This window comes from Streptomyces tateyamensis, from assembly GCF_003205575.1.
Lineage (GTDB): Bacteria > Actinomycetota > Actinomycetes > Streptomycetales > Streptomycetaceae > Kitasatospora > Kitasatospora tateyamensis.
Genome location: NZ_PYBW01000122.1, coordinates 11,439 through 28,482, shown reverse-complemented (window position 1 = coordinate 28,482; position 17,044 = coordinate 11,439). Strand labels below are relative to the sequence as shown.

Below are 17,044 nucleotides of genomic sequence, written 5' to 3'. Positions count from 1 at the left end.
TTCCGTGGTGGCTTATGAGTAGCTTACGTCGCTTTTCGGACGGAATGTCAGACCTCCGAGCACCTGTTGCCGGGCCTCTGCGGATCCGTGTGTGACGTGAAGCGTGTCCCCCTCCCCAGCCGCCGCGCCTGCACGCCGGCGGCCCACACCGGAATCGGATGGCAGATGCAGCCTCCTCGCTTGTCCCGCCGCACCTCCTCGGCCCGCACGGCCGAGCGGACCCTCGCCGTTCTGGGGGCCGCCGCACTGGCCGCCGCCGGCGCCCTTACCGGCCTGACCCCCGGGGTCAGCGCCGCCTCCAGCCACCGCGAGGCCCCGCTGATCGCGGGCGACCCGAAGGCCGACAACACCGACGTCTACGCCTTCACCAGTCCCGACAAGCCGGACATGGTGACGCTGGTGGCGAACTGGATCCCGTTCGAGGAGCCCAACGGCGGCCCGAACTTCTACCCGTTCGCCACTGACGCCCACTACAACATCAAGATCGACAGTGACGGCGACGGCAAGCCCGACACCACCTACACCTGGACCTTCGGCGACCACATCCGCGACGACGCCAACCAGTTCCTCTACAACACCGGCGTGGTCAAGACGCTCGACGACCCGAACCTGAACTTCCGTCAGACCTACACCCTGACGGCCACCGACTCGAACGGGAACTGCAAGACGCTGCTCCAGGACATGCCGGTGGCGCCGTCCAACGTCGGCAAGGCGTCCATGCCCGACTACGCCTCGCTGCGCCAGCAGGCCGTCGTGCCGCTCGCGGGCGGCGGGCAGAGCTTCGCCGGCCAGGCCTCCGACCCGTTCTTCCTCGACCTTCGGGTCTTCGACCTGCTGTACGGCGGCAACCTCAAGGAGAGCGGCCACAACACGCTCGCCGGGTACAACGTCAACACCGTCGCGCTGCAGGTACCCAAGAAGGACCTGGCGCTCAAGGGCGACCCGACGCGCAACCCGGTGATCGGCGTCTGGTCCACCACCGACCGCAAGGGCGCCGTGGTCGCCGACTCCCGCACCAACGGCGGCGACAAGGGCGGCGAGGGCAAGGGCGGCGAGGCCAAGGGGCACGAGCCGGCCAAGGACAAGGGCGGCGAGGGCGGCTGGCACCAGGTCTCGCGCCTGGGCAACCCGCTGGTCAACGAGGTCGTCGTGCCGCTGAAGTACAAGGACGCGTTCAACGCGCTCGCACCCGCGGACGACCACACCGTCACCCCGGTGGTCGACAAGGTCAAGGACCCCATCGTCCCCAAGCTCGTCCAGAGCATCTACGGCATCCCCGCCCCGGCGACGCCGCGCAACGACCTGGTGGAGATCTTCCTGACCGGGATCTCGAAGAACTCCGGCGGCCCGATCCAGGCCGACCTCAACTCCCAGCTCCTCAACGCCGACGTCAACAAGGCCGCGTTCACCCCGGCCGAGGAGCTGCGCCTGAACATGGCCGTGCCCGTGACCGAGCAGCCCAACCGGCTGGGCGTGCTGGGCGGGGACCTGCAGGGCTACCCCAACGGCCGCCGCCTCAACGACGACGTCGTCGACATCGAGCTGCAGGCCCTCGAAGGCGCCGCGCAGACCGGGAAGATCGTGCCCGCGCTCGCGGCCGGCGACGGCGTGGACAGCCCCTACCGCCAGCCCGGCGCGACCTTCCCCTACGTCGCGCTGCCCAACACCGCCGCGGTCAACCAGGCCGACTCCGTCCACCCCGGCGGCGGCATCGGCGCCGGCTTCGGCGGCCTGGCCGTCGGCGGGCACGGCACCCCGGTCGTGGCCGCTGCCGCTCTGGGCGGCGGCGCCGCCCTGGCCGGCGCCGGGTTCCTGGCCCTGCGCCGCCGGCGCGCCAACCGGGCGTGATCCGCTTCGTCAAGCGCGGCCGGCCGTCCTCCACCCCGGAGGGCGGCCGGCCGCCGCGCCGTGCGACAGGGCGGTACAGGGCTGCCGCGCTGCTGGCCGTCGCCGCGGGGATGGCACTGGCCGGCGCCGGAGCCGACGGCCTGCTCGGAGCCGGCCAGTCATCGACGGCCCACTCCCGGACGCCCGCCGCCACCAGGATCGGCACCCTGCCCCCCGCCGCGGGGACGGCCCCAGCCGTCGCCGTACCGGTGGCGGCCCCGACCCCGGCCCCGACGCGCATACGCATCCCCGGTATCGGCATAGACAGCGCCCTGACCGACCTTCAGGTCCAACCGGACGGCCACCTGGCCGCACCGCAGGATCCTGGACAGGTCGGCTGGTGGAGCGACGGGCCCCGCCCGGGCGATCCCGGAGCGGCCGTCTTCGTCGGCCACCTCGACTCCCTGACCGGTCCCGGCGCCTTCGCCGGGCTGTACGCCCTGCGCCCGGGGGACGAGGTCAGCATCGAACGCGCGGACCACGTTCGGGTCGGCTTCACCGTGCAGGCGCTACGCCAGTACGACAAGGGCGCTTTCCCCGACGCCGACGTCTACGCCACCACCGGAGCGCCGCAGCTGCGCCTGATCACCTGCGGCGGCAGCTACGACCGGCAGCAGCACGAGTACCGCGACAACCTCGTCGTCTACGCGACCCTCGCCACCACCCCTTCGCCCACCCCTTCGCCCACACCTTCACCGTCAGCTTCAGCCTTAGCTTCACCCTCACCTTCAGCCTCGCCCTCAGCCTCAGCCTCACCTTCAGCCTCGACCGACCGAAGCGGGAACTGAACCATGCGCACGCGCCGCCGCTCCCTCCGCCCCACCGTCCGGTCGGCGGCGGTGACCGCCGCACTCGGCGTCTCGTTGTTCCTGGCCGGGGCCCTCGGGCTGGCACCGTGGACCGACACCACCGCCAACCCGGCGCCCGCTCCGCAGGAAAGCCGCTCCGCGGGCGGCGACCCGCTGGCCCGCTCCGTCGCCGCCCTGCAGGAGCAACTGCGCCGACAGCCGCAGGATCCCGGCGCCCTGGCCGCCCTCGGGCTGGACTACGTCCAACAGGCCAAGAACACCGCCGACCCCACCTACTACCCCAAGGCCGAAGAAGTCCTGCAACGCTCGCTCGCCCAGCAACCCGAGGACAACTTCACCGCGATGGGCGGCATGGCCGCCCTGGAGAACGGCCGCCACAACTTCACTCAAGCACTCGACTGGGCGAAGCGCGCCGTCGCCGTCAACCCGTACAACAGCGCCCTGTACGGAACGCTCTCCGACGCCCTGACCCAGCTCGGCCGGTACGACGAAGCCGCAGCCGCCGTCCAGCACATGGTCGACCTGCACCCCGGCACCCCCTCACTGGCGCGGGCCTCCTACATCGCCGAACTGCACGGCGACCCCGCCACCGCCGAGGAGGACATGCGCCGCGCCCTCCAGGACGCCACCGGCCCCGCCGACCAGGCCTTCACCCGCTACTACCTGTCCCAACTCGCCCTCAACCGGGCCGACCCCGCGGCCGCCCTGCGCGAGGCCGCGGCCGGCCTGACCGCCAGCCCCGGCTACACCCCCCTGCTCCAGGCCAAAGCCATGGCCGAAGAAGCCCTGGGCGACAACGACGCCGCGGCCGCGGACCTGAACACCGCCACGCAGCGCCTGCCGCTGCCCGAGTACGTCCTCCAGCTCGGCGACCTCTACCGCGCCACCGGCCGCTCCCAGGAGGCCGACCGGCAGTACCAGCTGTTCCGCGCCGAACAGAAGCTCTTCACCGACAACGGCGTCGCACCCGACGCGGACGCCGCCCTCTTCGAAGCCGAGCACGGCAGCCCCGAACAGGCAGTGGCCCTGGCCCGGACCGGCCTGACCACCCGTCCCTTCCTCGACACCCACGACGCCCTCGCCTGGGCCCTGCACGCCAGCGGCCACGACCGCGAGGCTCTCGCCGAGGCCGACCAAGCCCTCGCCCTCGGCACCCGCAACGCGCTCTTCCACTACCACCGGGCGATGATCCAGGGCGCCCTGGGCAACCCGGATGCGCAACGCGCCGACCTCACCGCCGCCCTGGCCGTCAACCCCGGCTTCCACCCGGTGCACGCACCCGAAGCCGCAGCAGTACTGGCCGACTTGGCAGCGCGACGCTGAGCCGCTTCGGCAGCCGGGACCCGCAGGCGCCGCCGCGAAGTCCGCCCTGGCGCCGGCGGAGCTGCGGCCGGCGCCAGGGCCGGACTTCGCGGCGGCCGCTGACGCCATGTCAGACCTGTGCTGCGCTCCTGGCCGTCAGGTGAAGGGCAGCAGGAGGATCGGCTGTCCGCTGGGGTGCAGGGAGCCGCCCGCGGGTTCGACGGTGACCCCGACCCCGGCGGCGTGGTGGATCTGGCCGTTGAGCAGCAGCGTTCCGCTGGAGGCCGGCAGCAGTCCGGCCGGGCGCATGGTGCCGGCGTCGTCGAACCACAGCTCGTAGGTGGTGCCGTGGGCCAGCGCGGGCAGCCCGTCGGCCAGGAACCCGGCCTCACCGCGGCTCTGCGCCCACACGACGGTGCCGGTCGCGGTGGCGGAGCGGACGGTCGAGGTGCGGGCATCCGGCGCGCTGAGCAGTGCGGTCAACCGTTCCTGCTGCGTCTGCAGCCGGGTTGCCCGCACGCCGGCCTGCTCGGCCTGCTGGTGCTGCTGCACAGCAACGGCGCCCAGCGTCGCGGCCGCGGCGACGGAGGCGGCCAGCGCCAACCGCGCGCCCGTGCGAGCCCACCGGCCGCGGACTCCGGCTTCCGCACCGGCCGGCACGGTCACCGGCGGCAGCTGACGGACCGTTGCCGCCGCCGCCAGCACCCGCGCCTTCATCGCGGGCGGCGGCGCCACGGACTCCGCCGCACCGAAACGGGCCAGGGTCTCCTGGAACTCGCGCACCTCCACGGAGCACGCCTCGCACTCGCGTAGGTGGTGCTCGAAGGCCCGCTTCTCCGGCCCGTCCAGAGCGTGGGCCGCATAGGCCCCGGTCAGAGTGTGCAGATCGGCCGCGATCGTCATGACGCCACCCCCAGGCAGTCCCGCAGCCGGATCAGGCCGTCCCGCATGCGTGTCTTGATGGTGCCCAGCGGGGTGCCGAGCATGTCCGCCACTTCCGGGTAGCTGAAGCCGCGGTAGTACGCCAACGTGACCGATGCGCGCTGCAGTTCGGTCAAGGTCTTGAGGCACCGTCGTACCTGTTCGCGTTCGATCCTCGACTCGACCTGCTCGACGACCTCGTCGAAGTCCGTCGTGTGTGATCGCGCGGCCGCGCGCTGCTCACGGTCGCTGGCGGCCTGGGCGGCGCGCACCCGGTCCACGGCCCGGCGGTGAGCGATCGTCAGCACCCAGGCCGTCACCTCGCCGCGTTCGGGTTGGTAGCGGGCGGCGTTGCGCCACACCTCCAGCAGCACCTCCTGCGCCACCTCCTCCGACTGCGCCGGATCGCGCAGCACCCGCAGCACCAGGCCGTAGACCGGCCCGGCCAGCGCGTCGTACAGGTGAGCGAACGCGTCCTGGTCGCCGAAGGCGACCTGCGCGAGGAGCTCCTTCAGGTCGGGGCCGCGCCGCCTGGGGGCGGCCAGGTGCACCACTGCGCTCACTGGGCTGCCCCTGCGGTCCGTGGGCCCGCGGGCCCGGCTGAGTGGGGCACCGGACAGCGGCGCCGGCCGGGCGGTCGGGCGGCGGACATGGAAGCCTCCTTGAGGAGCAGGAACGTGCGCGAATCGAAGACAACCGGACACGTCCTCTTCGGACCCGGAAGCCCGGCAGATTGCCGCCAGGGAGGTGACCGTGCACACGGTCCCGGGCAGTTCCGGAGTGCCCGCCCCTTTCACGACGCCGCGGCCGAGGACCGGGCGGCAGGCGCCTTCACTCACACGAGTGAATATCGAAGGCTTCTGAGCCGTCGGGCAAGCCGACCCCGGGACTGCGCCGAAGGCATGGCGTAAGGGCCCGCGAGACGGCGGGTTCCGGCCTGAGACGGGAGCATGATGCCTGCAGAGCGCATCGACACCCGGCTGCTCGAAGAACTCACCGAGCAGTCCGAGGACCTGAACAGCGACGCGTTGCGGATCACCCGCGGCGCGCTGATCGACTTCGGCCAGGCGGTCGAACCGCAGCGGCGCTGGTGGCAGCGCGGCGGCCTGGTCGCCGGCGCGGGCGGCCTGGCGGCCCTGTGGGGCGCCTCGCGCGCCTTCGCCGACACCGCCTCGCCCTCCGCCTCCATGGCCGAGGACATCATGGCGCTGCAGACCGCCGCCTCGATCGAGAACCTGGCGGTGAGCGTCTACCAGACCGCCGCCACGCTGCCGTTCATCAAGGACGGCAACAAGACGGTGGTCGCGTTCATCGACAAGACCACCCAGCAGCACCAGGCGCACGCCAAGGCGTTCAACGCCGCCGCCACCCAGGCCGGCGGCAAGGCGCAGAACGACCCGGACCCGAAGTACAAGGCGGTCGTCGACCAGGCGCTGCCGACCATCAAGACGCCGGCCGACGTGGTGAAGCTCGCCATCACCCTGGAGGACGTGGCGGCCCAGACCTACACCAAGAACGTCTCCCAGGTCTCCGCCGCGGACCTGCGCAAGCTGTTCGCCTCGGTCGCGCCGGTGGAGGCCCAGCACCGCGCCACCCTGCTGGCCGTGCAGGCGCTGCTCGCGGGCAACGCCGCCGACCTGGTGACCATCCCGGTCGATCCGGCCAAGCTGCCCGCCGCCGCCGGCAGCGTCGGCTTCCCCGACGCCTTCTACAAGACCGACAACGCCTCCCCGACCAGCGAAGGGGCCGTCAAGTGACGACCACCACCGAGGGCGGCTGGAACCTGCCCATCAGCGAGCGCGAACTGGCCCAGCTGACAAGGGAGATGCAGGACGCGCACCAGGAGACGCTGCCCGCCATGCGGGCGAGCGCGACCGACCTGGCCGAGGAGCTGCGCGCCCGCGGGGCGGGCGGGCCGCGCGATGCCGGTCGGCGCCGCTTCCTGCTCGGCGCCGGCGGCGCCGCGGCCGCGGTCGTGCTGGCGGCCTGTTCCAGCAGCAAGTCCAGCAGCTCGCCGTCCGCCACCGCCGGCTCGTCCATGCCCGCCTCGGGTGCGGCGTCGGGGGTGTACACGGGCGACCTGAAGGTCGTCGCGCTGGCCACCGCGCTGGAGAACCAGGCCGTCGGCGCCTACCAGACGGCGCTGGACGCCGCGAAGAACGGCAAGCTCGGTACCGTCCCGCCCGCGGTCGCGGACTTCATCACCACCGCGATGGCCCAGCACACCGACCACGCCAAGGCCTGGAACGCCGTGCTGACCGGCGCCGGCAAGCCCGCGATCATGGACGTGCCGCTGTCCAACCAGGCCGACACGGTGGCCGCGCTCGGCAAGGCCACCAGCGTCGGCGACGTCGCCAAGCTGGCCCTGATGCTGGAGGACCAGGCCGCGCAGACCTACCTGTTCGCCACCTACAACGTCACCAGCCCCGCCGGCATCGCCACCGCCGCGACCATCGCCCCCGTCGAGGCCATGCACGCGGCCATCCTCAACTACGTGCTCGGCCAGTACCCCGTCCCCAACGATTTCCTGCCCGTCGACAAGGCCGCCAGCCCCACCCTGCTCACTGTCTGACCGGCCCGCCATGCCGGGGGTGCGTGCCCGCGCGCGAAACGACTCTCCCGCGCCCGGGCACGCACCCCCTTCCGGAAGGAACAACCTCCTGTGAACGCCGTCCGCCTGCGCCCGGTCCTGGCAGCCGCTCTGCTCACCCTCACGCTCGGCGCCTGCTCCTCGGGCCACACCGCACCTGCGGTCGGCTCCTCCGCCTCCGCCGTCTCCGGCAACCGGATCACCATCAAGGACTTCCAGTTCCAGCCCGGCGCCCTCACGGTGCACCCCGGCGAGAGCATCACCGTCGCCAACCAGGACGCCACCGCGCACACCGTCACCGCCGACGACAAGTCCTTCGACACCAAGACCATCGCCCCGGGGGCCTCGGCCACCTTCACCGCCCCGGCCAAGCCCGGCACCTACCCGTACATCTGCACCATCCACCAGTACATGCACGGCTCACTCACCGTCAGCTGACCCTCCCGGACCGCCTGAACGCACCCTGCGGAGGCCGTCATGCCCGCTACAGCTCCGACCCGCCCGCCGTCGAGGACGATCACCCGCGCACTCCTGCGCCTGGTCGCGGCCACCGCACTGGCCGTCGACGCGGCCTTCCACGCCCGTCTCGCCGAACAGTACGACACCGTCGCCTCCACCATCAGTGAGGGCGACCTCTTCCGCGCGGAAGCTGCGGCTGCCGCACTGGCCGCGGTCCTGGTCCTCGCCTGGCGCCGACGAGTTGGCGACGTGTTCGGCCTCGTCGTCGCTGCCGCCGGCCTGGCCGCGATCCTCCTCTACCGCTACGTCGACCTCGGCGCCCTCGGCCCGCTGCCGGACATGTACGAACCCATCTGGTCCCCGGACAAGACCGTCGCCGCCTTGGCCCAGACCATCGCACTCGCGGCTCTGCTGCTCCTCCTGGTCCGGCGACCGCGCGCCACACCACCCGAGGACGGCTGACTTCACGACCATCGGCGACCTCTCGCGAGAACCCCGACGCCGTCGAGGATGAAGCCTCCGGAAGGGCATCGGCCCGGATCGCGGGGTTGCTCCGCGATCCGGGCCGGGCCTGGCCGGGTCGGGTCGGGTCAGGTCAGGTCGGGTCAGGTCAGGTCAGGTCGGGTCGGGTCGGGTCGGTTGACCTCAGCTGCCGCAAGCGCAGCCCGCGGCGGCCTTCGCCCGGGCCGGGGTCCGGCCCGGGTCGAGGCTCCGCTCCTCCGGCGTGCAGCAGGCGGTGGTCCCGCAGCAGGCGTCCGGGGCCCCGCCGGCGCTCTTGCCGAGGGTGTCGGCGTCGGCCTTGACCACGTAGACCTCCCAGGGCTCCTCGCCGGGGCCGGTCACCCACACCTTGTCCTGAAGTGCGTAGCAGCAGGAGGTGTCGTCCTCCTCGAAGGTGGCCAGACCCGCGTCCTGGAGACGGGTGGCGGCGGCGGTGACCTGCTCGGTGGACTCGACCTCGACGCCGAGGTGGTCGAGCCGGGTGTCCTCACCGGCCTCGCCCTCGATGAGGACGAGCTTGAGCGGCGGCTCGGTGAGGGCGAAGTTCGCGTAGCCGGGCCGGCGCTTGGCGGGCTCGGTGCCGAAGAGCTTGGAGTAGAAGGCGATGGAGCCTTCGAGGTCGGCGACGCGCAGGGCGAGCTGTACACGGGACATGGCGGTCTCCCCGATCCGAGGCCTTGGATCGACAGCTGTCGATACAGCGAGCTTGCCTCCCCGATTAGATGACTGTCAACATAGACGCATGTCGAATTCAGAGATGGTCGTCCTCGGACAGGACGACGCCGTGGCGTGCTGCTCGCCGATGGTCCGCGAGCCCCTGGGCGAGGAAGCCGCCGTTGACCTGGCGAAGATGTTCAAGGCGCTGGCGGACCCGGTCCGGCTGCGGCTGCTGTCGCTGATCGCCTCGCACGAGGGCGGCGAGGCCTGCGTCTGCGACCTGACCGGCCCCTTCGACGTCTCCCAGCCGACCATCTCCCACCACCTCAAGGTGCTGCGCGAGGCCGGCCTGGTCGGTTCCGAGCGGCGCGGGACCTGGGTCTACTACTGGGTCCTGCCCGCCGCCCTGGCCAGGCTGTCCGCCCTGCTCCAGGCCCCGGCCGGTACCGCCGCAGCGGCGGCGGGTGCGAGATGACGCAGACAGCTCCTCCCCCAGCCTCCGGCCGGGGGTACCCCCACGGCCGCCGGACGGCGGCCGAGTTCGTCGGGACCGGGGCGCTGGTCGCCGTGGTGGTCGGCTCCGGCATCCAGGCCACCAGGCTCTCCCAGGATGTCGGCGTGCAACTGCTCGCCAACTCCCTGGCCACCGTGTTCGGCCTGGGCGTGCTGATCGCCCTGCTCGGCCCGGTCTCCGGCGCCCACTTCAACCCGGCCGTCACGCTGGCCGCGTGGTGGACCGGCCGCCGCGGCGGCGACGGCCCGGACCTGCGGGAGGTCGCCGCCTACCTGCCCGCGCAGATCCTCGGGGCGATCGGCGGAGCCGTACTGGCCAACGCGATGTTCGCCGAACCGCTGGTGCGCTGGTCCACCCACCCACGCTGGGCCCCGCAGCTGTGGCTGGGCGAGGTGGTGGCGACCGCCGGGCTGGTCCTGCTGGTCTTCGGCCTGGCCCGCGCCGGCCGCGCGCACTCCGCGCCCGTCGCGGTCGCCTGCTACATCGGCGCTGCCTACTGGTTCACCTCCAGCACCTCCTTCGCCAATCCGGCGGTGACCGTCGGCCGGGCGTTCACCGACACCTTCGCCGGTATCGCGCCCGCCTCGGTGCTGCCCTTCGTCGCCGCCCAGCTCGTCGGCCTGGTCGTCGGCGTCGCGCTGGTCGCCGGGCTGTTCGGCCGTCCCGCGCCCGCCGCCGAGGACGTCGTGGTCCCGCACGGCGAGCACCACCCCACCCCCGTTTCGCCCCCGCCTGCCCGAAGGAAGAAGCCGTGAGCTCCCCCACCGTCCCGTCCGTGCTGTTCGTCTGCGTCCACAACGCCGGCCGCTCCCAGATGGCCGCCGCCTTCCTCACCCGCCTCGGCCGCGAGCGGGTCGAGGTCCGCTCCGCCGGCTCCGCCCCGGCCGACACCGTGAACCCGGCCGTGGTCGAGGCGATGAAGGAGGCCGGCATCGACATCTCCACCGAGGTGCCCAAGGTGCTCACCGTCGAGGCGGTCCAGGCCTCCGACGTGGTGATCACCATGGGCTGCGGCGACGCCTGCCCTTACTTCCCCGGCAAGCGCTACCTGGACTGGACGCTGGAGGACCCGGCCGGCCAGGGCGTTGCCGCCGTGCGCCCGATCCGCGACCAGATCGAGCAGCGCGTCCGCACCCTGCTCACCGAGCTCGGCATCGGGGCACCCGCGTGACCACCCCCTCGGTGACCGTCACCGGGATGCTCCCCGAGCACGGCGGGCAGGTGCTGGCGATCTACCAGCTGGGGATCGACGCAGGCGACGCCACCTTCGAGACCGCCGCCCCGACCTGGGAGGCGTTCGACGCCTCCCGGCTCACCGAGCACCGCCTGGTCGCCCTGGACAGCGCGGACCACGTGCTGGGCTGGGCCGCGGTGGTGCCGGTCTCGAGCCGGTGCGCGTATGCCGGAGTGGTCGAGCACTCCGTCTACGTCCACCCGGACGCCCAGGGCCGCGGCGTCGGGCTGGCCCTGCTGACCGCGCTGCTGGACTCCACCGACGCCGCCGGGATCTGGACCGTGCAGTCCGGCATCTTCCCGGAGAACACCGCCAGCCTCGCCCTCCACGCCAGGGCCGGCTTCCGCGTGGTCGGAACCCGCGAGCGCCTGGGCCGCCACCACAGCCGATGGCGCGACGTCGTCCTGGTGGAGCGCCGCAGCCCCGCCGTCGCCTGACCGGCGCTCCTGCGGCTGCCTTCGTTGCCCGCCGACGCCAAGGGCGGCGGATCGGATACTGCCTGGCCGCCTACCTGCCTTCTGGTACCGCGACATCCACGCCGCGCCACTGCCTGAGCAGCACGCACCGGAGGCCAAGGAACCCACCGGGGTCGAGATCACATAGTGGCGCACGGGCAGTCCTGCAGCCCTTCGTCGCCCTCGCGCCCCTGCTGCCCGGAGCGCAACCGGGCCGTCGCCGATGGCCTGGGTGGGCCGGGACCCTGCCCGGCAGCACCGGGACCCGCTGGACGCCACCCGCCAGCGAAGAGTAGCTCGACGCGATCGAGGCCATGTCCCGGAAGCTGCCCCACTGCCTCGGCGCCTCCCCAGCGGAGCATCACCTGCCCGCGTCGGCGGGGCCTGGCTGGTCAGATCTGGTGGTCCGGGTCGGAGAAGGTCAGGCCGCCCACCGCGAGCGGGCGCAGGGACGGGGCGGGCTCGGCCGGCGTTTCGCCGGGCGGCTGGCGGAAGTCGGCGCCCTGCTCGACCGGCAGCGGCCGGTGCCCGCCGGACTGGCTCGGCTCGGGCGCGTCAGTGGCTGGCTCGGAGAAGGGCATCGCGAGAGTGCTGTGGTCAGTCATGATCACCAGTGTCGCAGCCTTCACGGGCTGAGTAGGCCAGACCGCTGTCACCGGTGGTAACGATCTGGCCCTGGCGGCCAGGGCAGAGGGCCGGGCCGGGTGTCGGATTCCCGGACCAGACCTACGGCGAGTCCGGGCCGCAGGTGGCGCAGCGCCGGTCTGGTTGCCGCCGCGGCGCAGGTCGTCCGCGCTGGGGAGCTCCAGTCCGGTCGACGCGGCCGGCGCCCTCTGCAAGGAGTTCCCCGATGAGGGCCGGGCGGTGGTCGGCGCGGCCCGGGGTGGTGCAGTTCCAGCGGTGGAGCCGACGCGCCGTCAGCGCGCAGGCGCGCCCGACCGCGAGTCGTCGTTCCAGCTGACCGACGGTCGTGGGGTGCGGTGTCGGCCCCCGCCACTAGCCTCGGGGAAATGGTGACTGGTCCTGACGTGGCAGCGGCTCTGCGGGGTGGCGTACCGGCGCGTCGGCGGGCGTGGGAGCTCGTTCGGTGGTTCGCCGCCGAGTGGGTGGGGCGGCCGCTCCAGGTGGGGGACGGGTACGGCGAGGCGGAGCTGGCCGCCGAGGAGGTGCGGCTGGGGTTCGCGCTGCCGGCCGCGTTGCGCGAGGGGTACGCGCTGTTCGGGCGCCGGGACGACCTGGTCCGCCGGAACGACCCGCTACGCCCTTTGCCCGGCCTCTGGTACGACGCGGTCTACGGCGGGCTGTTGGGCTTCCGGGACGAGAACCAGGGCTGCACGGGGTGGGCGGTCGCCCTCGGCCACGGGGAGGCGGACGACCCGCCGGTCTGGGTGGACTCGGACCAGGGGTGGGTGCAGTTCCTGCCCCGGCTCTCCCAGGCCTGGGTGGAACTGGTGCTGAGCGAGACCCTGTTCGCGGAGCGCGGCGCGTACAACGCCTGCGAGCTGCCGGCCGCGAAGGCTGCCGGGCTGGCCGGGTACAGCCGGGTCGAGCTGCCCGACCACCCGATGTGGACGGGCGCGGAGGAGTCCCCGGTCCGCTGGTACGCGGCGCCTGGCCGGCTGTTGCGGCGCGACGGGGTGGCGGATCTGTGCTGGATGCACGCGCGCGGACGGACGGACGCCGACCTGGACCGGGTCCGGGCCGACTTCCCTGTCCGCTGGGCGCACTGAGCGTCAGTCCGGTCCTTTTGCTCCCGGGTCCGCAGCGCTCAGCTGCACAGCGCCTGGTTCCACGTTTCGGTGGCGTAGTCCTGGCCCTGGAACTCGTTTCGCTGGCCCGGTCCGGCCTTCGGGCGGGTCAGCAGGCCGCTGTCCCGGACAAAGACGGGCAGTCGCTCGCGCAGCACGGGCCCGCCGAACAGGGCGACGCCGAGCAGCAGTCGGTCCGGCTGCTGCTCGGTGGCGTGCCGGGTGTCGGCGTTCTCGCGGCGCAGTCCGTCCAGCACGCCGCGGCCGCGCGGGGTCGACCGGGGCAGCACCCACAGCAGCGCCGCCAGCGCGTCGGCGGTTAGCGCCGTGGCCAGCGCCAGCGGTGTCTCGTGGCCGCCGATCGCGCCCACGGGGGCGGCCGTGAAGACCGGCAGCAGCAGCACCCGCACCGCGGCCAGCCGCCCGCCGGACAGCCGCAGTTGCTCCCGCTCCAGCGGCCCGGTCACCGCCCGGATCGCCGCCCGCACCTTCTTCCGGCCCTGCAGTTGCCGCGGGTGCGCCTTGCCGTAGAGCGCGGTGAACTGGGCTCGGGCGGGCGCGGAGGCGCCGCGTGGCAGCGCGTTGGCGGAGCGTCGGACGGTGCCGGACCCGGCGGACACCGCCCCCAGCAGGTGCAGTTCGACCAGCGCGACCTGGGCGGCCCCGCGGTCGCCTGCGCGCAACACACCGATCTCGACCGGTGACAGGGGACGGTAGGACCGCCCCCGCACCCGCTGCCGCCCCGGCCACAGCCGCAGGCCCGCACCGACGAGCAGCAGCAACCAGGCTGCCCCGGTGGACACTTCCACGATCATCCGACGACCAGGTCCCCCTGTAGTCATGCCCGCCGGCCGCTCGCCACGCTACTCGGTCGCCCCCGCGGCCACCAGTGTCCCGGACCGTCGGGGCCGCGGTCAGGGGATGTGCGGGTACGGCAGGGGTCGGCGGCTCGGCGTACAGCGCACTGGACGTCCCTTTGATCCTTCCGCCCCACCCCGTGACCGTCACGACCTGGGTGCCAAGGCCAGCTTCGAGGAGCCCCGTCAACACCTCGTAGGATGACGCCCGATCATGGGGCCGCCGGGAACGGCGGGTACGGGGGGTGGCGCGTGTTCGGGATCATCAGGCCTTGTCGGCACCGGCTGTCCGAGCAGTTGCAGGCCGCCTGGGTGGCCCACCTGTGCGGGCTCTGTCTGGCGCTGCGCGACGACCACGGGCAGTTGGCCCGCACCGCGACGAACTACGACGGTCTGATCATCTCAGTCCTGGTGGAGGCCCAGCGCTCCGCCGGGGCGGCGCCCGGCGGCGGGCGCCGCAAGGCCGGGCCCTGCCCGCTGCGCGGGATGCGCTCGGCCGAGGTGGCCCAGGGCGAGGGTGCCCGGCTGGCCGCGGCCGTCTCGCTCGCGCTCGCCTCGGTCAAGGTGCGCGACCACGTGCTGGACGCGGACGGGGTCTTCGCCCGCCGGCCGGTGGCCGTCGGCGCGCGGGCCGTGGCGCGCCGCTGGGACCGGCAGAGCGCGGGCTCCGCGACAGCGGTCGGCTTCGACACCGCCGTCCTGCTCGCTGCGGCCGCCCGTCAGGACGAACTGGAGCGCTCGGCGCTGCCGGGCGATTCGGTACTCCTGGTCACCGAGCCGACCGAGACCGCCACGGCCGCCGCCTTCGCCCACACCGCCGTGCTGGCCGACCGGCCGGCGAACGCCGCCGCACTGCGCGAGGCGGGCCGGCTCTTCGGCCGTCTCGCGCACCTGCTGGACGCGGCCGAGGACGAGCAGGCCGACCTGGCGGCCGGCGCCTGGAACCCGCTGACCGCCACCGGCACCGACCGCGCCGAGGCCGAACGCCTCTGCCGCGACGCGGTGCACGGGATCCGGCTCGCGCTGGCGGAGGTCGAGCTCGCCGACCGCGCCCTGGTGCACGCGCTGCTCGCGCACGAGACGGAACAGGCGGTGGACCGGGTCTTCGGCCGGCGCCGCGCGCCCGGTCACCGCTGCACCGGCGAGGCTCGGGCGGGGCAGCACTTCCCGCACCCTCCGGCCGACCGCAAGCCGCCGCGCAGCGCGCTCGCCGGGTGCGCGATGTGGGCGCTGATGGCCTGCACCTGCCAGCTGATGTGCACCGAGCACGAGGACCCGTGGAGCCGCGAGCCCAAGCGCGGCTGGTGCGACCGAAACTGCAACGGCTGCGACTGCTCCGGCTGCTCGGGATGCGGGGACTGCTGCGGCGCCTGCCGGTGCTGTGGCGAAGGCGCGAACTGCTGCAGTGCCGACTGCTGCGGCGGCGGGGCGGGCGGCTGCGACGGGTGTGCCTGTGACGGCTGCTGCTGCGACGGGTGCGACGGCTGCTGCTGCGACGCCTCCTGCACCTGACGCGCACCCACCGCGCCCACCGCGCCCACCTCGCCCCCGCGCCCGCCCGATCCCGTCCCGTCCCGTCCCCGCTCAGGCGAGCGCGGCGGGCCAGGCCCCCTCGTGCGCGAGCAGGTACTCCTTGCGCTCCAGACCGCCCGCGTAGCCCGTCAGCGCCCCGGTGGCGCCCACGATCCGGTGGCAGGGCCGCACGATGAGCAGCGGGTTGGCCCCGATCGCACTGCCGACCGCGCGCACGGCCGCCCGGGGCGCGCCGATCTGCGCGGCGAGGGCGCCGTACGTCGTCGTCGCACCGAACGGGATCACGTCGACGGCCTGCCAGACCCGGCGCTGGAACTCGGTCCCGCCGGTGCGCAACTCCAGGTCGAACTCCTTCAGGTCCCCGGCGAAGTAGCGGTGCAGCTGCTCGGTCACGGCCGCGAGGGCCGCCGGGTCCTCCCGCCAGCCGGGCTGCACGTTCGCGGCGCTCTTCTGGCCGGTCATCGAGAGCGAGCGCAGCGCGAACCCGCCCGGGGCGCTCGCGGACTCCTCGCCGACCAGCAGCAGCGCGCCCAGCGGGCTGGCGATGGTGGTGTGAACGATGCTGGCCACGGCGGTGGCCCCCTCTCCGTACGGGACTGCTACCCCTCTACTGTGCCCGGCCGGGCACCCAGAGACTGGCGGATTTCAGACTTCGCGATCCGCCAGGTACCGTCGAAAGAGGTTCAAATACGAACAAACGAGGACCGACCCTACCGAACTACCGAACAGGAACCAGGACCCCGCATGGCGAACCAGCCCCGCAAGCGCAAGCCGACCACTGCCCACGCCGACCTCACCCCGGGCGCGCGCCGCGCCAAGGCGGCCGCCGCCCGGGACGCGCAGCGGCGGGCCGAGCGGCGCCGCACGCTGCTGGTGCGCTCGGCGGCCGGCCTGCTCGGGCTCGCCCTGGTCGGCGGCGTCACCGCCGTGGCCGCCGCCCAGCACGGCAGTGGCGCCCCGAGCAGCTCGGCCGCCGCCGCGATGCCCGGCCAGCCGCGCACCACCGCGGACGGGCGCACCACCGCCGCCCCGTGGGACGCGCCTGCCGACGCGAGCGCCGCCGTGGCCGCGGCCGGACTGCCGATGCTGGGGGCCGAAGGCACCGTCGAGCACAGCCACGCGCACCTGGACGTCTACCTGGACGGCAAGCCGGTGGCCGTGCCGGCCCTGATCGGCATCGACGAGGGCGCGCAGCGGGTCAGCCCGCTGCACACCCACGACACCAGTGGCGTGATCCACATCGAGTCCCCGGTCAAGGCGGACTTCACGCTGGGCCAGTTCCTGACCGAGTGGCAGGTCTCGGTCTCCGCCGACCACATCGGCAACGCGAGCACCGACGCCACCCACACCCTCACCGCCTACCTGAACGGCAAGCCCGTCACCGGCGACCCCGCCGCGATCACGCTGGGCGCCCACGACGAGATCGCCCTCGTGTACGGCACGGCGGCGGAGAACGCCCAGCTCAGCGTCCCGAGCAGCTACAGCTTCCCGAGCGGCGAGTGACACCGGCCTACTTACAGCCCCGTCACCCCGTCCAGCCGCTCGCGCAGCAGGTCGGCGTGGCCGTTGTGGCGGGC

The 17,044-nt window shown here is 73.5% G+C and carries 20 protein-coding genes; 14 read left to right on the top strand and 6 right to left on the bottom strand.

The annotated features are described in order from the left end of the window. Positions 1-165 precede the first annotated feature (165 nt). From C7C46_RS27640 to C7C46_RS27630, 3 genes are read left to right on the top strand one after another with little or no spacing between them, the layout of a single operon-like run. Positions 166-1,848, top strand: a complete 1,683-nt coding sequence (locus tag C7C46_RS27640; protein ID WP_110672651.1) for a DUF4331 domain-containing protein — start codon at positions 166-168, stop codon at positions 1,846-1,848. Next, complete coding sequence (locus C7C46_RS27635; RefSeq protein ID WP_245985037.1) at positions 1,845-2,675, top strand: class F sortase; 831 nt, start codon at positions 1,845-1,847, stop codon at positions 2,673-2,675. Before C7C46_RS27640 ends, C7C46_RS27635 begins: the two co-directional genes overlap by 4 nt. A 3-nt stretch (positions 2,676-2,678) precedes the next feature. Beyond that, positions 2,679-4,019, top strand: coding sequence for a tetratricopeptide repeat protein (locus C7C46_RS27630; protein WP_110672650.1), 1,341 nt, complete (start codon positions 2,679-2,681; stop codon positions 4,017-4,019). A gap of 135 nt (positions 4,020-4,154) precedes the next feature. Here C7C46_RS27630 and C7C46_RS27625 read toward each other — a convergent pair whose 3' ends face one another. Both C7C46_RS27625 and C7C46_RS27620 read right to left on the bottom strand, forming a co-directional pair. Then, positions 4,155-4,901 carry an anti-sigma factor gene (locus C7C46_RS27625; RefSeq protein WP_110672649.1) on the bottom strand — a complete coding sequence of 249 codons (747 nt, stop codon included), beginning with the start codon at positions 4,899-4,901 and terminating at the stop codon, positions 4,155-4,157. Further along, positions 4,898-5,482: a sigma-70 family RNA polymerase sigma factor gene (locus C7C46_RS27620; protein WP_110672648.1), complete on the bottom strand. Its 585-nt coding sequence runs from the start codon at positions 5,480-5,482 to the stop codon at positions 4,898-4,900. Before C7C46_RS27620 ends, C7C46_RS27625 begins: the two co-directional genes overlap by 4 nt. A 390-nt stretch (positions 5,483-5,872) precedes the next feature. On the opposite strand from C7C46_RS27620, the gene C7C46_RS27615 reads away from it, so the two are divergent. The 4 genes from C7C46_RS27615 (at position 5,873) to C7C46_RS27600 (ending at position 8,430) form a co-directional block, all read left to right on the top strand. Next, positions 5,873-6,676 carry a ferritin-like domain-containing protein gene (locus tag C7C46_RS27615; RefSeq protein ID WP_245985035.1) on the top strand — a complete coding sequence of 268 codons (804 nt, stop codon included), beginning with the start codon at positions 5,873-5,875 and terminating at the stop codon, positions 6,674-6,676. Beyond that, on the top strand, positions 6,673-7,491 hold the full coding sequence (locus C7C46_RS27610; protein WP_245985032.1) for a ferritin-like domain-containing protein: 819 nt from the start codon (positions 6,673-6,675) through the stop codon (positions 7,489-7,491). Before C7C46_RS27615 ends, C7C46_RS27610 begins: the two co-directional genes overlap by 4 nt. A 90-nt stretch (positions 7,492-7,581) precedes the next feature. Then, entirely contained in the window at positions 7,582-7,947 is a 366-nt protein-coding gene (locus C7C46_RS27605; protein ID WP_110672646.1) for a cupredoxin domain-containing protein, read from the top strand. Positions 7,948-7,986: 39 nt separating this feature from the next. After that, on the top strand, positions 7,987-8,430 hold the full coding sequence (locus tag C7C46_RS27600) for a hypothetical protein (RefSeq protein ID WP_110672645.1): 444 nt from the start codon (positions 7,987-7,989) through the stop codon (positions 8,428-8,430). Positions 8,431-8,613: 183 nt separating this feature from the next. Here C7C46_RS27600 and C7C46_RS27595 read toward each other — a convergent pair whose 3' ends face one another. Further along, complete coding sequence (locus C7C46_RS27595) at positions 8,614-9,123, bottom strand: ArsI/CadI family heavy metal resistance metalloenzyme (protein ID WP_110672644.1); 510 nt, start codon at positions 9,121-9,123, stop codon at positions 8,614-8,616. An 88-nt stretch (positions 9,124-9,211) separates the two neighbouring features. Here C7C46_RS27595 and C7C46_RS27590 point away from each other — a divergent pair, with 88 nt between their 5' ends. The 4 genes from C7C46_RS27590 to C7C46_RS27575 are packed head-to-tail and all read left to right on the top strand — an operon-like array spanning position 9,212 to position 11,311. Continuing rightward, positions 9,212-9,601, top strand: a complete 390-nt coding sequence (locus C7C46_RS27590; protein ID WP_181442563.1) for an ArsR/SmtB family transcription factor — start codon at positions 9,212-9,214, stop codon at positions 9,599-9,601. Beyond that, a complete protein-coding gene (locus C7C46_RS27585) occupies positions 9,598-10,395 on the top strand; it encodes an aquaporin (protein ID WP_110672642.1) in 798 nt (265 codons plus the stop codon). The genes C7C46_RS27590 and C7C46_RS27585 overlap by 4 nt, the downstream gene beginning before the upstream one ends. Continuing rightward, entirely contained in the window at positions 10,392-10,811 is a 420-nt protein-coding gene (locus C7C46_RS27580) for an arsenate reductase ArsC (protein ID WP_110672641.1), read from the top strand. Before C7C46_RS27585 ends, C7C46_RS27580 begins: the two co-directional genes overlap by 4 nt. A gap of 26 nt (positions 10,812-10,837) precedes the next feature. Beyond that, positions 10,838-11,311: a GNAT family N-acetyltransferase gene (locus tag C7C46_RS27575; RefSeq protein ID WP_110672662.1), complete on the top strand. Its 474-nt coding sequence runs from the start codon at positions 10,838-10,840 to the stop codon at positions 11,309-11,311. Positions 11,312-11,721: 410 nt separating this feature from the next. On the opposite strand, the gene C7C46_RS27570 is transcribed toward C7C46_RS27575, so the two are convergent. Beyond that, on the bottom strand, positions 11,722-11,934 hold the full coding sequence (locus C7C46_RS27570) for a hypothetical protein (protein WP_110672661.1): 213 nt from the start codon (positions 11,932-11,934) through the stop codon (positions 11,722-11,724). 405 nt (positions 11,935-12,339) lie between these two features. On the opposite strand from C7C46_RS27570, the gene C7C46_RS27565 reads away from it, so the two are divergent. Next, positions 12,340-13,059: an SMI1/KNR4 family protein gene (locus tag C7C46_RS27565; RefSeq protein ID WP_110672660.1), complete on the top strand. Its 720-nt coding sequence runs from the start codon at positions 12,340-12,342 to the stop codon at positions 13,057-13,059. A 38-nt stretch (positions 13,060-13,097) separates the two neighbouring features. On the opposite strand, the gene C7C46_RS27560 is transcribed toward C7C46_RS27565, so the two are convergent. Further along, a complete protein-coding gene (locus C7C46_RS27560; protein ID WP_181442562.1) occupies positions 13,098-13,880 on the bottom strand; it encodes a TIGR04222 domain-containing membrane protein in 783 nt (260 codons plus the stop codon). Positions 13,881-14,186: 306 nt separating this feature from the next. On the opposite strand from C7C46_RS27560, the gene C7C46_RS27555 reads away from it, so the two are divergent. Beyond that, positions 14,187-15,446, top strand: a complete 1,260-nt coding sequence (locus C7C46_RS27555) for a DUF5685 family protein (RefSeq protein ID WP_181442561.1) — start codon at positions 14,187-14,189, stop codon at positions 15,444-15,446. 72 nt (positions 15,447-15,518) lie between these two features. Here C7C46_RS27555 and C7C46_RS27550 read toward each other — a convergent pair whose 3' ends face one another. Further along, positions 15,519-16,037 (bottom strand): methylated-DNA--[protein]-cysteine S-methyltransferase, encoded by a 519-nt coding sequence (locus C7C46_RS27550; protein ID WP_110672638.1) that lies wholly within the window; start codon positions 16,035-16,037, stop codon positions 15,519-15,521. Positions 16,038-16,211: 174 nt separating this feature from the next. Between C7C46_RS27550 and C7C46_RS35350 the strand changes: the two genes are divergently transcribed. After that, complete coding sequence (locus tag C7C46_RS35350; RefSeq protein WP_181442560.1) at positions 16,212-16,970, top strand: hypothetical protein; 759 nt, start codon at positions 16,212-16,214, stop codon at positions 16,968-16,970. The last annotated feature ends 74 nt before the right edge of the window (positions 16,971-17,044 follow it).

Coding starts and splice junctions, on each gene's coding strand:
- C7C46_RS27630 (WP_110672650.1), top strand. CDS start 2,679: ATGCGCACGCGCCGCCGCTCCCTCCGCCCCACCGTCCGGTCGGCGGCG.
- C7C46_RS27615 (WP_245985035.1), top strand. CDS start 5,873: ATGCCTGCAGAGCGCATCGACACCCGGCTGCTCGAAGAACTCACCGAG.
- C7C46_RS27590 (WP_181442563.1), top strand. CDS start 9,212: ATGTCGAATTCAGAGATGGTCGTCCTCGGACAGGACGACGCCGTGGCG.
- C7C46_RS27575 (WP_110672662.1), top strand. CDS start 10,838: ATGCTCCCCGAGCACGGCGGGCAGGTGCTGGCGATCTACCAGCTGGGG.
- C7C46_RS27570 (WP_110672661.1), bottom strand. CDS start 11,934: ATGACTGACCACAGCACTCTCGCGATGCCCTTCTCCGAGCCAGCCACT.
- C7C46_RS27565 (WP_110672660.1), top strand. CDS start 12,340: ATGGTGACTGGTCCTGACGTGGCAGCGGCTCTGCGGGGTGGCGTACCG.
- C7C46_RS27595 (WP_110672644.1), bottom strand. CDS start 9,123: ATGTCCCGTGTACAGCTCGCCCTGCGCGTCGCCGACCTCGAAGGCTCC.
- C7C46_RS35350 (WP_181442560.1), top strand. CDS start 16,212: ATGGCGAACCAGCCCCGCAAGCGCAAGCCGACCACTGCCCACGCCGAC.
- C7C46_RS27600 (WP_110672645.1), top strand. CDS start 7,987: ATGCCCGCTACAGCTCCGACCCGCCCGCCGTCGAGGACGATCACCCGC.
- C7C46_RS27625 (WP_110672649.1), bottom strand. CDS start 4,901: ATGACGATCGCGGCCGATCTGCACACTCTGACCGGGGCCTATGCGGCC.
- C7C46_RS27640 (WP_110672651.1), top strand. CDS start 166: ATGCAGCCTCCTCGCTTGTCCCGCCGCACCTCCTCGGCCCGCACGGCC.
- C7C46_RS27585 (WP_110672642.1), top strand. CDS start 9,598: ATGACGCAGACAGCTCCTCCCCCAGCCTCCGGCCGGGGGTACCCCCAC.